This is a genomic window from Pseudochrobactrum saccharolyticum (assembly GCF_008801715.1).
Classification (GTDB): domain Bacteria; phylum Pseudomonadota; class Alphaproteobacteria; order Rhizobiales; family Rhizobiaceae; genus Pseudochrobactrum; species Pseudochrobactrum saccharolyticum.
Genome location: NZ_VZPG01000006.1, coordinates 46,304 through 61,917 on the forward strand (window position 1 = coordinate 46,304; position 15,614 = coordinate 61,917).

Consider the following 15,614-nt stretch of genomic DNA (forward strand, 5'->3'; position numbering starts at 1 on the left):
CTGACCAGTCAGTTCTCACTCTGCGGCACCAGCACGCGCAATGCCGCCGGATGAATACGAATATCCAGCTCGGCCGGTAATGGCAGTAATTCACCGTCAACAGACATATACTGATGCGCTTTATGATTGAGGATTGTCAGCTGAACTGAACGGGCATGGTCTTCCTCAATCGCCAGATTACTGCGCCACTGTCCGCGCGCAATATCCCAGAACAGCTTAAGCATACCGCTGACGGGAAGAGGCTTTGCCAGATAAAAACCGAGATGTCCTGTCTGCACATCCGGTGCAACGGGCAGCACACTGTCTCCGTAAGGATTGTTCGACACGGCAAGGGCAGAATACACCCCTTTGACTGCGCGCCCGTCAATATCCGCAACCGCTTTCACGCGCGGTACATGGGTAATCAGCTGCCCCATAGCGCGGAAATTCGCCAGAATTTTCCCCAAACGCGAGGCATAGCTGTATTTTTCACGATATCTGACCAGCATCGGATGGAGACCTATCGCCACCTGATGCACAAAGGACTGGCCGTTACAGGTACCGATATCAACATTTTCAGCACCAGCCTTTGCCAGTGCGTGAATGGCCTCAGTAACATTTTGCGGAATATTCAGTGAGCGGGCGAAGAGGTTCATCGTACCAGCTGGCAACACGCCCAGAATTTTATCATTCTGCCAGGCCAGTGCAGCTGCCGCAGAAATCGTGCCGTCACCGCCACCGGCCAGCAGCACATCATAATCATGATTTTGTGCGGCTTTTTCCAAAGCGGCAAGAATATTATCACCATCTGTCAGCACACAGGACAGTTCGTGCCCCTCGGCAGCAAAAGCAGCACATGCGTCATCAATAAACGCATCAATATCCATCGTCCGCAAAGTGCCGCTTTGACTGTTGAGAACAGCAATAATCTTCAAATAAATCTCCGCTCCGGATGACAGCTAATCATTCGGTCACACTCTGATGATCGCAAAAACCGTTTAGAAAGAGCGCATCGTCACTTGGGACGACGTATCATCGGGGCCGTAATCAGAATTACCTTTAACATCGAGCAATTCCTGCAGCCGGACACGCGCACGGCTGACACGGCTCTTGATTGTGCCGACAGCACATTCACAGATTTCCGCAGCTTCTTCATAGGAAAAGCCGGAAGCGCCGATCAGAATAATGGCTTCACGCTGATCATCCGGCAATTCGTTCAGAGCCTTGCGAAAATCCTGCAAATCCAGCGATCCGTATTGAGACGGATGAACGGCCAGCCGCTCCGTATACAACCCGTCCGTATCCTGTATCTCACGGCCGCGCTTACGCATCTGGCTGTAAAACTCATTACGCAAAATCGTAAACAGCCAGGCTTTGATATTGGTGCCCATTTCGAAACTGTCGCGCTTGCCCCACGCTTTCATAATCGTATCCTGCACCAGATCATCAGCCTTATCCTGCTGACCTGATAAAGATACCGCGAAAGCCCGCAAGCCCGGCAGGGCCGCAAGCATCAGCCGCTTGAATTCGTCTCTCTCCTCCGCCATTCCTGTCAATTCCTTGAATGAGAAGCAGATTTACGTTCAGCCTGATCCAGTTTCTCCAAAAGATCAAGAAAACGGTCAGGAATCGTTTCATCCTGAATACTGGAATAAAGAGCACGCAATTTGGAACCGATCTCGGAATTGGGTCCCAGTTCATCGCCTTTATTCAAACTGCCGGCCTGCGAGCTGCCTTGCGCGGAAAAATCGCGCGAAAATGAGGTCATAGCGTTGTCTTGATCCTGAAGCGGTTTCTTAGTGTTGGTCATCTCAGTCGTATTCCGGTTAATGCCACCAGAGCTCAGCTGCGGCTCTGATGTGATCTTGATGCGGCCTTGGTGCGGCCCTGTTTCAAGCACTAAAACCCTGCCCGATTGAGACGCTGTATCCAAGTCATAATGCGGGCGTGAATAATTAGTTCCCAAACACAGGAACAATTTTTATAGTCAGCCGTTAGAACCATAAACAGGCTGTAATCCTATCAGCCCATATAAATGGAGCATTCAATGTCATTGTCCACGCGTATTGCACCACATTTGCCATATCTGCGCCGTTTCTCGCGCGCCGTGACCGGCTCTCAGTCAGCCGGAGATGCATATGTTGCAGCAATTCTCGAAACTCTGATCGATGATATTTCTGTATTTCCTGAGGCCTCATCCGATAAGATAGCGCTCTATCGTCTTTATTCCAGTATTTTCGACCGTACTTCTGTCGAAATTCCGGAAACCGACTCTCAGCATGCATGGGAAAAACGGGCCGCAAATAATCTGGCAATGCTGACTCCACGTTCGCGTCAGGCTTTTCTTCTGGTTTCCGTTGAAGGCTTTAATGAAAAAGAAGCCGCAGAGATCATGCAGGAAGACGAAGCCGGTTTTTCAGCTCTGCTGACGGAAGCCTCGGAGCAGATTTCCCGCCACGTTGCCACCCGCATTCTGATTATCGAAGATGAGCCGCTGATTGCCATGGATATTGAACAGATGGTGGAGACGCTGGGACATGAAGTTGTGGGCATCGCCCGCACCCATCAGGAAGCGCTGACACTTTATAAGGCAGAAAAACCGTCGATGGTTCTGGCGGATATTCAGCTTGCAGACGGCAGTTCAGGCATCGATGCGGTCAATGATATTCTCAAAAGTGATACAATTCCGGTTATCTTCATTACCGCGTTCCCGGAACGTCTTCTGACAGGAGAACGCTCGGAACCGACCTTCCTCGTTACCAAACCGTTCAATCCGGATATGGTGAAGGCGCTTATCAGTCAGGCGCTGTTTTTTGAAGAAGGTTCGCTGGCAAGAGCATCATAATTGGCAAATTGAACAGGGATTTGAGCTGAAAATGCTTTAGCCGGAACCAAAACCCGCAACGGGCGTTATTTTAACATGCAATGACCTTCAAAAATCCGGTCATTCCATAAAGCGGGCAATTCTTTACCTGCCTGCAAGAGGAGGTTGACATGTTATATTATGCTGTAGTTTTTCTGATTATCGCCATTATCGCCGGTGCTTTGGGTTTTGGTGGTATTGCCGGTGCATCAACAGGCATAGCGCAAATTCTGTTCTTTATTTTCCTCGGCTTACTGTTGCTGTCACTGATCGCCAGCATCATAAGGAAAGCATAAATGCTGCAAAGCAATACGATCCGAAAACATCTGAACGGGACGCCCGCGACGCGTCCCGAACCTGTCTTGTGCGGAGCAATACTGTACCGCAGCTTATGCCGGTTTTAAGCACAGAAAGCGCAGACTATGGCTCCTACTTCGCCCGTTTCAGGATATAGCAGTGCCGCTCAGATCCGGTTACGCTCTATGTTGCGAGCCATAAGAAACAGCAATGTTTCGGTTTTTTATCAAACCACGGATATGAATTACACTTGGGTAGAAAATCTGCCGGAGTTCTGGCTTTTGCCATGGCGCACGGGCATCGGTGAAAGTGACCTGATGCCCAAAGATATTGCGGCCAGACTGACAACTGCCAAAAGCCAGCTGCTTGCGACCGGCGATGCCCAGCGTCTGGAAATTTCGTTCCCCGACAAGAAAAATCCCCGCTGGTATGAATTCTTCATCGATTCCGACAAGGATGAAAGCGGCGAAACTATCGGCATCGTCACGACTGCCGTTGAAATAAGCGAGTTGAAACACCGCGAGCAGGTTCTCAAAATATTGTTGCGCGAAGTCAGCCACCGCTCAAAAAATCTGCTGGCCATTATTCAGAGTATCGCCATGCAGACAGCACGGTTCTCCGGCTCGGTGGATCAGTTCTTGCAAAAATTCCGCGGCCGTCTCTATTCCCTGTCCAATTCGCAGGATCTGGTAACGGATTCCAACTGGCATGGCGCAGCCTTTCGGGAATTGCTGCATTCACAGCTGGAAAAATACATCCATCCCAAAGATCCGCGCCTGACGATTACCGGCAAAGATGTTTATCTTTTCCCCGGAGCAGCACTGCATGTCGGCCTTGCTTTCCACGAATTGATTGTCAACTCCGCCTCTTATGGCGCACTGGCCTGTGAAAATGGCAGTCTGACGATTTCAGCGGAGCTGGAGCCGGACGGTGAAGGCGAGATGGATCTGATTATTCACTGGAAGGAAACAAGTCCTGCAACGGAAAACGATCTGTCCGGCCGTCCGCCGGATATATTAGCTACCGAAAACCACATGCATGATGAAGTGTCAGACCTTAAAATAAAATCCTATGAAACATCCCGTTTCGGCAGCGCGGTTTTGCTGCGGATCGTTCCTCAGGCCGTCAGCGGTACGGCCTGCTACAGGATTGAGGATAAGAGCGTAGAATATTATCTGCGCATTCCCCACCGGAATTTCGATTTTTAAGCTCGCCGGAAATATCCCGCTGCTGAGCCATTGCGCAATATTAAATCTGCTGCATCAGAGCGCCTAGAGCGGTTTACGTCCGGATTGGATCATAGCACTCGCTCCAGATTATTTATTTGGTCGCATTATCACGGTCGTCAAGTTGATCCAACTTGACTGTAAAATGCTCTAGAGCCCCGTTGGGCGCACAAAGGTCGCTCTACTTTAAATTCTCTTGGATGGCATAAAAAAATAGCGCGCTCCGGAACAACAGCTCCGTGAGCGCGCGGACCGGGGATTAGGGGGCGTGCCCGCGGTCGGTGAAAGGCCGAACTTGTGAGGGGGCGGAAAGTCAGCCTTTCACAAGGTTCATAACGCCCATCCAGGCAATAAGTTTCACACGAAACTGCATTATTTAAAAATAAATTCTGAAACACGCCGGAATTTATTTCTTCAGCTTGCGGCCATAGAGTTCAAAACGGTGATGGATAATTTCATAACCCAGCGATCGGGCGATTTCTTCTTGTAATTTCTCAATCATTTCAGAGTGAAACTCGATCACATCACCGGTTTCCATATCAATGAGATGGTCGTGATGCTGATTGCCTGCCTGCTCGAAACGCGACGGCCCGCCGTCAAAAGCATGACGGTGAATAGCCCCCTGCTCTTCCAGCAATTTCATGGTCCGGTAGACAGTCGATAATGAAATACTGTTATCCACTTCAACAGCACGCTTGAAAATTTCCAGCGCATCCGGATGTCCGTCCGTCTGGGACAGAATATCCAGAATAACCCGTCTGGGGCGCGTGATCCGTACACCCGCATCACGAAGCTGTTTTTCATAATCATTTTTCATTATTAAAATCCCCATAGAACCCGACACTGTGCCTTAAACACAGCGCCAAGCGCAATTGCGGGTGAAACACGCATACTATGTCTGCACCATCAGCGGAACTGAACCGTGACGATTTCAGATGTCACTTTTACAAAACTTGGAACTCTCGTCAAACCAACAGGAATGAAGAATCTCTGATGTGCAACTTATAAATGAATGCCGGTCAGGCAAAGCCCTGATCCGGCCAGACTGTTATTGTGCAATAGTTTATCCCGCACTTATATATGTCCAATATATGCCCAGCGGAAATTTGCAGACAACAAAAAGCTCCGCACCGGTACTGTCCGGTGCGGAGCTGATCTGTCAAAACAGAAATCTATTCGAGATTGCCGAGGCGCATACGTCCGACAAAGCGCGACTGGCGATAGTCATAAATCATGATCTCGGTACCGCCATCCGGCAGCAGGGTCTCAAGCGATACAAGATTGCCCGAGAGGCTCTGTGACAGGAGACGTGTCCCCGGAGCCAGTTCCAGCTGGGATTCAACCATTGGCAGCGGCTCGGCAGCTTTGCCTTCTGCATTCTGCGCCTGCGCGTCTGTTTTCGGAGCCTGTCCCGGAATATCCAATTGAGCTGTTTCAGTTTCTGCTGTATCGGGTGCCTTGTTGATTTTATAGACAACCGCAGCCAGCACCGCCATAAGACCTATCACCATAATGGCGATTGATATAATCAGCAGGCGAACCATTTTACGACGCACACGTTCCATAGCCGGATCGAGTTGAGGCTCCTGATACGTCTGAGCAGCATATTGCTGCTGTTCCGGGTGCTCTTGATAATAGTGGTCCTGCATTAAGGTCTCCGATTACTGATATCGCGAGGCGTGATAACGAAGGGAAGAGACGATTGAAAGAGCTAATTGCCGACGCAGATGCCGCAGGGAAGCGGCTGGATCAGTGGCTTGCTTCTCAACTCACGCCTGATCTTTCACGAAATCGCATCCAATCACTCATAAGTGCCGGCCATGTACAGGTAGACAACCGGACTGTGAGTGAGCCTAAGCACAAATTGCGCGAAGGTTCAACGATTGTACTGCACATTCCGGAAGCCGAACCCGCTGAACCACAGCCGGAAGACATTCCGCTTGATCTCCTTTATGAAGATAATGACATAATTGTGGTCAACAAGCCTGCCGGACTGGTTGTACACCCGGGAAATGGCAACTGGACCGGAACTTTGGTTAACGCTTTGATACATCATTGCGGTGACAGCCTCTCCGGTATCGGCGGCGTCAAACGTCCGGGCATTGTTCACCGGCTGGATAAAGACACATCCGGCGTGCTGGTTGTCGCCAAACATGACAAGGCGCATCAGAACTTAAGCGCACAATTTGCCGATCACGGTCGTAACGGAATGCTGGAACGCGCCTATATGGCCTTAGTTTGGGGTATGCCTGAGCGCCCTGCCGGTACGATTGATGCCCATCTCGGCCGTTCACATCGTGATCGCACCAAACAGGCGGTGGTACGTGAAGACCGTGAAGATGCACGCTACGCCATTACCCATTATACAATTGAAGAGCGTTTCGGTGAGAACAGCGATGCCACAGCACTCGCTTCCCTCGTAGAGTGCCGCCTTGAAACCGGACGCACCCATCAGATCCGTGTGCATATGGCGCATATCGGCCATCCGCTGATCGGCGATAGTGAATATGGCGGCGCTTATAAAACCAAGGCCAACCGTCTGACTGACGAACTGAAAACAACCGTACAGAATTTCCATCGTCAGGCACTGCATGCACGGTTGCTGGCTTTTGAACATCCGATGACCGGTGAATTTATGGAATTCACGGCTGACATGCCGGAAGATATGCAGATTCTGCTCGAAGCCTTCCGCCATGGCGGTCTTAAAGCGGATTAAAACCGGTTCGCCATATTAAATAATTGTAACAATCGGGAGCGGCAGCATGTTTGCTCCCGGTTGTTTTTTCCCTACAGACATTCCGTCACAATAATATTATTGATTTTCAATATGTTAATTAAAACACGCTTCTAAAATTTAATTCTGTAGTCATTTTGATAAAATTCTCGTGTTTTGTCACTTTGACCGTGTTTTCGCCTAAATTCTTCCTATATACTCACTTTATGCGACGAACTGTCTGAAATGGTTATCATACAGACGCGGGTTCGCCTCAATGGGAACCTGTCACAAAAAGGAGGGTGCTATATGGCCCGTGCAACTTTACCGGCTATCACCGCAGGTGATGGTGGTCTGACACGATATCTCGATGAAATCCGCCGCTTCCCGATGCTTCAGCCTCAGGAAGAATATATGCTTGCAAAACGCTATAGCGAGCATGCTGATCCGGAAGCAGCCCATAAGCTTGTTACCAGTCACCTGCGTCTTGTGGCCAAGATTGCCATGGGCTATCGCGGCTACGGCCTGCCGATCGGTGAAGTGATCTCTGAAGGCAATGTCGGCCTGATGCAGGCTGTCAAACGTTTTGAACCGGAACGCGGCTTCCGCCTCGCTACCTATGCCATGTGGTGGATCAAAGCCTCGATTCAGGAATATGTGCTGCGGTCGTGGAGCCTTGTCAAAATGGGCACCACCGCAAACCAGAAGCGCCTGTTCTTTAACCTGCGTAAGGCTAAGAATAAGATTCAGGCACTGGATGACGGCGATCTGAACCCTGAACAGGTGAAAGAAATTGCTCACCGCCTGAGCGTTTCTGAGGAAGAAGTCGTATCCATGAACCGCCGCATGAGCGGTGACGCATCGCTGAATGCCCCAATCCGCGCTTCGGAAGGTGAAAGCGGTGAATGGCAGGACTGGCTGGTGGATGACAGCGCCTCTCAGGAACAGGTTCTGATTGACGAAGACGAACTGAACAGCCGCCGCACCATGCTTGAATCAGCAATGTCCAAGCTCAATGACCGCGAACGCCGGATTTTTGAAGCCCGTCGTCTGGCAGAGGAACCGGTTACGCTTGAAGATTTGTCGACCGAATTCGGTATCAGCCGTGAGCGTGTCCGTCAGATTGAAGTCCGCGCTTTTGAAAAAGTACAGGAGGCTGTCATGGCCTCTGCGGAAGCTGCATAAAAGCGGATATCCCGTTTAGCATCCGGAATAAAACAAAACCGCCCTGTACAAAGCACAAGGCGGTTTTTTTATTGGAGCGCAGTACGCCAGATTAGGCGCACAAAGGTCACTCTAGAGCGGTTTACGTCCAGATTGGATCATAGCGCTCGCTCTAGATTCTTTATTTGGTCGTATTATCACGAGCGTCAAGTTGATCCAACTTGGCGGTGAAATGCTCTAACACTTAAAACCAAAGCATAGCGCGTTTCATTTATTTCACACGCTCTTGCCCTGTTTATTCTTATCAGTTGGCTGCCGGTGCTGTGTTGCCCCAGCTTTTCAGCACTTCATCAAAGACCTTATCACCCGGCACACCTTTTTCGATGCTGATCAGCGCACGGCGACCATTACGATAGGTGATCGGAATATCAATCCATTGCTGACGGCGCATCAGCGAAAGGTTCATATCAACAGCCGTACGGGCATCATTCAGCGCCACAAGGAAGAAGTTATCCGCGATTTTCATCGGAATAGCTGCCAGCGGATTACCTGCCGCCTGTTCGGAATCCTTGAAGGTCACGCGCTGCACATTCTCAATCACGCCGCCGTCGAAATCATCCGGCACTGTATAGATCATCTCGATCAGATGACTTGCAGGAATTGACTGATCCGCATTGCGGCGCAAGGTCATGCGCAGATTGATCTTTCTGTCCGGATAGCTGACATCGGCACGGATTGCCGGTTCATCCGGCACACCTTCGCCCGGTGAATCCTGCACCACTGACCAGACAACATTACCCTTGATTGCAGCCGATGTTTCACCGCCGCGCTGTTCTTCATAGAAGAAAGCCGGCTGTCCGACCGGAATAGTCTGCGCCTGTGTATTCGTGTTAGCCGCAGGCTGACCATTGGTCGCCGGAGCAGTCCCTGTCACCGGTGCATTGGAGGTTCCCTCACCGACTGTCGGCTTATCACCAGAAGTCCCTGCATCCACTTCACTGCCATCCGGCAGCAAACGCTGGGTCAGTTTCTGCTCACCTTCAGGCTTGGTCTGTGCCGGTGTTGTGTTGCTATCAGCATTACCGCCACTGTCATTATTCGTTGCAGGTGGTGTTGTTTCCGGCGGTGTTGTTGTTCCGGTGTCCGGTTCATCACCGCTATCTTCGCCTGCATCTGTGCCCTCACCGCTATCCGTTGAACCGGCTGTGAGCGAAGAAACATAATCCTTAATCTGATCCTGATAGGTCCAGCCTGCATAACCGGCACCGCCAAGCAGCAGAACTGCAATCAGTCCGGCAATCAGCCTTTTGGAGCTGCGGCTGCGCGGTTCTTCATCATAATCATTATAAGAGGAGCGTTCTGCAAAACCGGATGTGTCATCACGGTCATTCTGCCAGTCATCCTGCGTATTGCCATGCAATGTGCTGTCATGCGGATCATCCGGCAAGACAGAAGGTTCCGTATTTTGCTCATCAGCAACACCGGCTTCCTGAACCGCCTTCAGAAAATCTTCCAGCGGATCCGTCGCCTGCTCCGGCTGTGCAGCTTCTTCAGCAGCGCGCTCGGCAGCACGGTAATCGGTTTCAACTTCCTCAATCGCCGCTTCGAGCATCTGGCGCTGACGCTGGGCAACCGCGTCCGGCGCATTTGCAGCCGTCAGCTTCTGCTCGATCGTGGAGCGGGCCTTCGCATAGACACGCTGACGAAGCGCCTGATCAGGATTTTCCTGAGCATCAATTGTCTTTTTCAGTACCGCTGCAAAATCTGCCATACTCTTCCAAATCCGTTACTGGCGACTGAATCTGCCTCTCCAAGCGCTTTTGCACAGCGCCATATCAGCCTATTCATGAGAAAATCAGATGAAATCTGAATGTTTTATTAAACATAAGTCTTAACGAATGCAAAGTTTACTGTGTAATTCAACACCTTACAGACGAACATAAACGATAAAATACCGTTAAAAAGTCCCCCATCACCCTGAAATCGTCCCCTGATCAACATGGAGCACTCCGCTTGCGCAATCAAGGGGCATAAAAAGCAAAAAAGGCGGGATCAAAATCCCGCCTTTTTCAAATCACATAATTTCAGAAATTTTAGTCCTGAAACGGATCTGTTACCAGAATTGTATCGTCACGCTCAGGGCTGGTCGAGAGCATGGAAACCGGCGTACCGATCAGCTCTTCAATATAGCGAACATATTTCACAGCCTGTGCTGGCAGCTCATTCCATGAACGGGCACCGGCAGTTGTATCTTTCCAGCCTTCCAGCGTTTCGTAGATCGGCTTGACGCGTGCCTGTGCATCCATAGAGGCTGGCAGATAATCAATGCGTTTGCCGTCCAGCTCGTAAGCCACGCAAACCTTGATTTCATCCAGACCGTCAAGAACGTCCAGCTTGGTCAGTGCAATACCGGTAATACCGGAGGTGCGCACAGTCTGCTTAACCAGAACCGCATCAAACCAGCCGCAACGGCGGGAGCGACCGGTGTTAACGCCAACTTCACGACCAACGGTCGAGAGATGTTCACCGATTGCATCATCCAGTTCGCACGGGAACGGACCTTCACCAACGCGGGTGGTGTAAGCCTTGGTAATACCGAGCACATAACCGATTGCTGTCGGGCCAAGACCCGAACCGGCCGCTGCCTGACCGGCAACAGTATTGGACGAAGTTACAAACGGATAGGTACCGTGGTCGTTATCGAGCAGCGCACCCTGCGCACCTTCAAACAGAATACGGGCACCGGCTTTGCGCTTGTCGTCCAGAATCTTCCAGACCTGATCCACATAAGGCAGGATCTTGTCAGCAACTTCTGTCAGTTCATTATGGATGCTGTCGACGGAAATTTCGGCAAGTCCCATACCGCGACGCAGCGCATTGTGGTGGGTCAGCAGGCGTTCAATTTTCGGACGCAGGCTTTCAGGCTCAGCCAGATCGATCACACGGATGGCACGACGGCCAACCTTATCTTCGTATGCAGGGCCGATACCGCGCTTGGTAGTACCGATTTTCAGACCGGCAGAACCGTCTTCACGGATCGCGTCCAGCTCACGGTGCAGAGACAGGATCAGAGGAGCATTTTCAGCAATGCGCAGAACTTCAGGGGTTACTTCAACACCCTGCGCGCGCAGCTTTTCAACTTCTGTCACGAAATGATGCGGGTCGACGACAACGCCGTTACCAATAACGGAAAGTTTGCCGCGTACGAGGCCGGAAGGAAGCAGTGCCAGCTTGTAGCTTACACCGTCAATCACCAGAGTATGACCGGCATTGTGGCCGCCCTGATAACGCACGATTACATCAGCGCGTTCCGACAACCAGTCAACGATCTTACCTTTACCTTCGTCGCCCCATTGCGAGCCGACGACGATCACATTAGCCATGAAGAAAACTCCTCAGTACAGAATGTACAGCTTGTTTGGAATTTGAATCGAGCCTGTGACACATGCCGCTTTAGGCCCGCTCTTTCTAAAACGCGTGCTTATGCAAGCCCGGATTTTTTACAGAACGTGAGCTTCTATACAGCGTCACAACAAAAAGTGCGACTCCCGATTGCCGGAAATCGTACCTCTTCCTGCAAAAACTGGCTTATTTTGCCAGATTGCGCATCATGAAACGGGCATCTTCAGAGTAACTGAGCAGTTTTTTCTGCAAATGCGGCACATCCTGCACGGAGAATCCCTGTTTTTCCCAATAGGGCTGCGATCCGTTCACGGCCACCAGCGACAGTGAGTCGAAACCATGCGCTTCGGCCGTTTCCACGAGCAGTGTCACCAGCTTGCGTGCGGCACCGAATGCACGTGCCTGCGGCAGCAATGCCACATCATGCATATAGAAACTGTCTGCGCCTTCCGGCACCTGATGTAAAAGCGTGTTCAGCGCCGGTGCGGAAAAACGCATCCACGGATGGCTGAAACTATAACCGAGCAATTGTTTGTCGCCCTGCAACACAAAAGCACCGGCAGCAAAGACACTCAGCCGGTCAGCAAAAATCGCCGGATCCTCAGGAAAATCCGGATGCACTATGCAGCTCATATCATGCACTTCCGACAAGTCGGATGGCTGCATCAGCCGCCAGGCAGCAGTCAGCGGCGCTTTATTCTCAGACATAATCATTGCCTTTATTCATATGACGGAATGACTCGTCAATTTCCCGTCAGTTGATAAAGCACATCCCGAAAAGCACAAAACGCTTTCCGGGATGCCTATTCATTTTAGATATTCAGGCTTAATGCCTTAATCAATCCGCAGCAATATCAAAGACCAGCGGACGTGCCTGCACAATGGCTTCATTGGCACGCAACACATCAAGAACCGCATCCGGAATACGCTCATCCAGATAGAGAAGCGCAATCGCATCGCCGCCCATGCGCTCACGACCAAGCGAGAAATTTGCAATATTCACGCCGTGATTACCGCAAACTGTACCCAGCCAGCCGATCATGCCCGGCGTGTCATTATTGGTCGTATAAAGCATGTGCTGACCAACTTCCGCATCCAGATTAATACCCTTAATCTGGATGAAGCGCGGCTTACCATCGGAGAAGCAGGTGCCGGCAATCGAACGGGTGCGGGTTGTCGTGCGCACAGTGATCTTGATGTAACCGTCGAACACACCGGATTTATCGCGCTTCACTTCTGATACGATAATACCGCGTTCTTTCACCATTACCGGTGCCGATACCATATTCACATCAGAAACCTGCGGACGGATCAGACCGGCCAGCGCAGCACTCATCAGCGCACGGGTATTCATGGCCGCGGTGGAACCGTCAAACAGGATTTCCACTTCCTGAATAGGTTCATCCGTCACCTGACCGATAAAGGCACCCAGAACTTCAGCCAGTTTTACAAACGGCTTCAGGCGCGGTGCTTCTTCCGCAGTGATCGACGGCATGTTGATCGCATTGGTCACAGCACCTTTGATCAGATAGTCAGCCATCTGCTCGGCAACCTGCAACGCCACATTTTCCTGCGCTTCCGAGGTCGAAGCACCAAGATGCGGGGTGCAAACCACATTCGGCAAATTAAACAATTCGGATTCTGTTGCCGGTTCAACTTCAAATACGTCAATACCGGCACCGGCGACTTTGCCCGATTTCAGGGCTGCAACCAGATCAGCTTCAACAATCAGACCACCACGGGCACAATTGATGATGCGCACGCCGTCTTTCATCTTGGCGATGTTTTCAGCATTGATGATATTGCGGGTCTTATCAGTCATCGGCGTATGCAGGCTGATGAAATCAGCGCGTGCCAGCAGATCGTCCAGTTCGACCTTCTCAACGCCCAGCTCTTCCGCACGACCTTCGGAGAGGAACGGATCGAAAGCCACCACATGCATTTTGAGGCCAATGGCACGGGTCGCAACAATCGAACCGATATTACCGCAACCGATGACAGCGAGCGTCTTGCCGGTAATTTCCACACCCATGAAGCGGTTCTTTTCCCACTTACCGGCGCGGGTTGACTGGTCAGCTTCCGGCAATTGGCGGGCAACAGCAAACATCAGCGCAATCGCATGTTCCGCAGTGGTGATCGAATTACCAAAAGGCGTATTCATCACGATGATACCGCGGCGTGAGGCAGCAGGAATATCCACATTATCCACACCAATACCGGCGCGGCCAACCACTTTTAGATTCTTTGCTGCTGCAATCAGCTTATCGGTCACTTTGGTAGCGGAACGGATCGCCAGACCATCATATTGGCCGATAACTTCGAGCAGTTTTTCTTTGTCTTTTCCGAGATCCGGCAAATAATCCACTTCAACGCCGCGATCTTTGAAGATCTGCACTGCGGTTGGCGACAATTTATCCGAAACGAGAACGCGAGGTGCCATAACGGCCTCCGTAATTGTGTGATAGCAGAAAATAAGGGTGGTGTGCCGCAACCGTCCCAACACAGTTGCAGCGGGTACTCAGCATGACCCCGAAAAGTGGAAACCGGTTTTCGGATAAGATCATGCATAATCAAAAGATTAGAGCGGGATAACTATTCAGCTAAAGACATCACGCTCTAACAATGCTCATAGCCTTGCGGCCGTATGAATGATCTTAGGAAAGCTGCGCTTTTTGCGTCTGGAAAGCCCAGTCAAGCCATGGCAGCAATGCCTGCAGGTCTGATGTTTCAACCGTTGCACCGGTCCAGATACGCAGCCCCGACGGTGCATCACGATAGGCACCGATATCAAAGGCAACGCCTTCTTTTTCCAGCAGAGCCACAATCGCTTTGGCAAAAGCAGCCTGAGCATCTGCCGGCAAAGCTGCAACCTGTGCATCTTTAATCGACAGGCAAACAGAGGTATTGGAGCGCGTTTCCGGCACAACAGCCAGATTGGCAAGCCAGTCGCTCTTTTCAACAAAATCATTGAGCACGGCAAAATTCTTATTCGCACGCGCCATCAGACCCTGAAGACCACCGATCGACTGCGCCCATTGCAGCGCGTCCAGATAATCTTCAACGCAGAGCATCGAAGGTGTGTTGATGGTTTCGCCGGTGAAGATACCTTCAATCAGCTTGCCGCCTTTGGTCATGCGGAAGATTTTCGGCAGCGGCCATTGAGGCTTATAGCTTTCAAGACGCTCTACTGCGCGCGGGGAAAGGATCAGCATACCATGCGCGCCCTCACCGCCGAGCACTTTCTGCCATGAGAAAGTAACGACATCGAGTTTGCTGTAATCCATATCCTGCGCAAAAGCAGAAGAAGTAGCATCACAAATGGTCAGACCTTTGCGATCTGCCGGAATGAAATCTGCATTCGGCACACGAACGCCGGAAGTCGTACCGTTCCATGTGAAAACCACATCACGGTCGAAATCCACTTTAGCGAAATCAACGATTTCACCATAAGGCGCATCAAATGTGCGGACATCTTTGAGTTGAAGCTGTTTTACAACATCGGTGACCCAACCGGCACCGAAGCTTTCCCACGCGACCATATCAACGCCGCGCTCACCAAGCAGTGACCACAAAGCCATTTCCATCGCACCGGTATCCGATGCCGGTACAATGCCGATGCGGTAATCTGCTGGAATTGCAAGAATTTCACGGGTCAGGTCAATCGCTGCTTTGAGCTTTGTCTTGCCAAGTTTAGCGCGGTGCGACCGGCCGAGCGGTGCATCTGTGAGCGCTTCCAATGTCCAGCCTGGACGCTTGGTGCAAGGACCTGAAGAAAATTGTGCATTAGCCGGACGGATGTCTGGCTTTGGAAAAGTCGTCATTTTGTATCTACCCTTTCAGATAGCACGCTTCCCGTTGGGGAGAAGTGGCCCACTGACGAAGCTATATAAAAGCCGCATCCTGCGCAAGTGGCTCAGAAACAAAACCGCCACTGAATTTATCATCTGCGACAAAATTACATCATTCGCAT

Annotated in this window: 15 protein-coding genes; 5 read left to right on the forward strand and 10 right to left on the reverse strand. The window is 51.0% G+C overall.

Annotation, left to right across the window (positions count from 1 at the left end; all coding sequences use genetic code 11):
- Positions 1 to 8: 8 nt before the first annotated feature.
- The 3 genes from F7P81_RS15685 to F7P81_RS15695 form a co-directional block, all read right to left on the reverse strand.
- Positions 9 to 914, reverse strand: coding sequence for a diacylglycerol/lipid kinase family protein (locus F7P81_RS15685; protein ID WP_151160232.1), 906 nt, complete (start codon positions 912 to 914; stop codon positions 9 to 11).
- Between the two features lie 63 nt (positions 915 to 977).
- A complete protein-coding gene (locus F7P81_RS15690; protein ID WP_022711295.1) occupies positions 978 to 1,526 on the reverse strand; it encodes an RNA polymerase sigma factor in 549 nt (182 codons plus the stop codon).
- A 5-nt stretch (positions 1,527 to 1,531) separates the two neighbouring features.
- Complete coding sequence (locus F7P81_RS15695) at positions 1,532 to 1,747, reverse strand: NepR family anti-sigma factor (protein ID WP_033316082.1); 216 nt, start codon at positions 1,745 to 1,747, stop codon at positions 1,532 to 1,534.
- A 279-nt stretch (positions 1,748 to 2,026) separates the two neighbouring features.
- On the opposite strand from F7P81_RS15695, the gene F7P81_RS15700 reads away from it, so the two are divergent.
- The 3 genes from F7P81_RS15700 (at position 2,027) to F7P81_RS15710 (ending at position 4,347) form a co-directional block, all read left to right on the forward strand.
- Complete coding sequence (locus F7P81_RS15700) at positions 2,027 to 2,824, forward strand: response regulator (protein ID WP_075657367.1); 798 nt, start codon at positions 2,027 to 2,029, stop codon at positions 2,822 to 2,824.
- Between the two features lie 149 nt (positions 2,825 to 2,973).
- Positions 2,974 to 3,138, forward strand: coding sequence for a DUF1328 domain-containing protein (locus tag F7P81_RS15705; RefSeq protein WP_022711298.1), 165 nt, complete (start codon positions 2,974 to 2,976; stop codon positions 3,136 to 3,138).
- 126 nt (positions 3,139 to 3,264) lie between these two features.
- Entirely contained in the window at positions 3,265 to 4,347 is a 1,083-nt protein-coding gene (locus F7P81_RS15710; RefSeq protein WP_151160233.1) for a sensor histidine kinase, read from the forward strand.
- Positions 4,348 to 4,771: 424 nt separating this feature from the next.
- Here F7P81_RS15710 and F7P81_RS15715 read toward each other — a convergent pair whose 3' ends face one another.
- Both F7P81_RS15715 and F7P81_RS15720 read right to left on the reverse strand, forming a co-directional pair.
- Positions 4,772 to 5,197, reverse strand: coding sequence for a Fur family transcriptional regulator (locus F7P81_RS15715; RefSeq protein WP_028233722.1), 426 nt, complete (start codon positions 5,195 to 5,197; stop codon positions 4,772 to 4,774).
- 340 nt (positions 5,198 to 5,537) lie between these two features.
- Positions 5,538 to 6,014, reverse strand: a complete 477-nt coding sequence (locus F7P81_RS15720; RefSeq protein ID WP_151160234.1) for a hypothetical protein — start codon at positions 6,012 to 6,014, stop codon at positions 5,538 to 5,540.
- Positions 6,015 to 6,067: 53 nt separating this feature from the next.
- Between F7P81_RS15720 and F7P81_RS15725 the strand changes: the two genes are divergently transcribed.
- Together F7P81_RS15725 and rpoH are read left to right on the forward strand one after the other, a co-directional pair.
- A complete protein-coding gene (locus F7P81_RS15725; RefSeq protein ID WP_116089028.1) occupies positions 6,068 to 7,081 on the forward strand; it encodes an RluA family pseudouridine synthase in 1,014 nt (337 codons plus the stop codon).
- A 306-nt stretch (positions 7,082 to 7,387) separates the two neighbouring features.
- On the forward strand, positions 7,388 to 8,263 hold the full coding sequence (gene rpoH / locus F7P81_RS15730) for an RNA polymerase sigma factor RpoH (RefSeq protein ID WP_022710551.1): 876 nt from the start codon (positions 7,388 to 7,390) through the stop codon (positions 8,261 to 8,263).
- Between the two features lie 283 nt (positions 8,264 to 8,546).
- Here the strand turns inward: rpoH and F7P81_RS15735 are convergent, their stop codons facing one another.
- From F7P81_RS15735 to F7P81_RS15755, 5 genes are all read right to left on the reverse strand, one after another.
- Positions 8,547 to 10,013: a transcriptional regulator gene (locus tag F7P81_RS15735; RefSeq protein ID WP_151160235.1), complete on the reverse strand. Its 1,467-nt coding sequence runs from the start codon at positions 10,011 to 10,013 to the stop codon at positions 8,547 to 8,549.
- A 322-nt stretch (positions 10,014 to 10,335) separates the two neighbouring features.
- Complete coding sequence (locus tag F7P81_RS15740) at positions 10,336 to 11,625, reverse strand: adenylosuccinate synthase (RefSeq protein WP_022710549.1); 1,290 nt, start codon at positions 11,623 to 11,625, stop codon at positions 10,336 to 10,338.
- Positions 11,626 to 11,830: 205 nt separating this feature from the next.
- The gene (locus tag F7P81_RS15745) at positions 11,831 to 12,352 is read right to left on the reverse strand and encodes a GNAT family N-acetyltransferase (protein WP_151160236.1); all 522 of its coding nucleotides are present in this window, start codon (positions 12,350 to 12,352) and stop codon (positions 11,831 to 11,833) included.
- A gap of 130 nt (positions 12,353 to 12,482) precedes the next feature.
- Positions 12,483 to 14,084, reverse strand: a complete 1,602-nt coding sequence (serA, locus tag F7P81_RS15750) for a phosphoglycerate dehydrogenase (RefSeq protein ID WP_151160237.1) — start codon at positions 14,082 to 14,084, stop codon at positions 12,483 to 12,485.
- Positions 14,085 to 14,298: 214 nt separating this feature from the next.
- The gene (locus F7P81_RS15755; RefSeq protein ID WP_151160238.1) at positions 14,299 to 15,465 is read right to left on the reverse strand and encodes a phosphoserine transaminase; all 1,167 of its coding nucleotides are present in this window, start codon (positions 15,463 to 15,465) and stop codon (positions 14,299 to 14,301) included.
- Between the last annotated feature and the right edge of the window lie 149 nt (positions 15,466 to 15,614).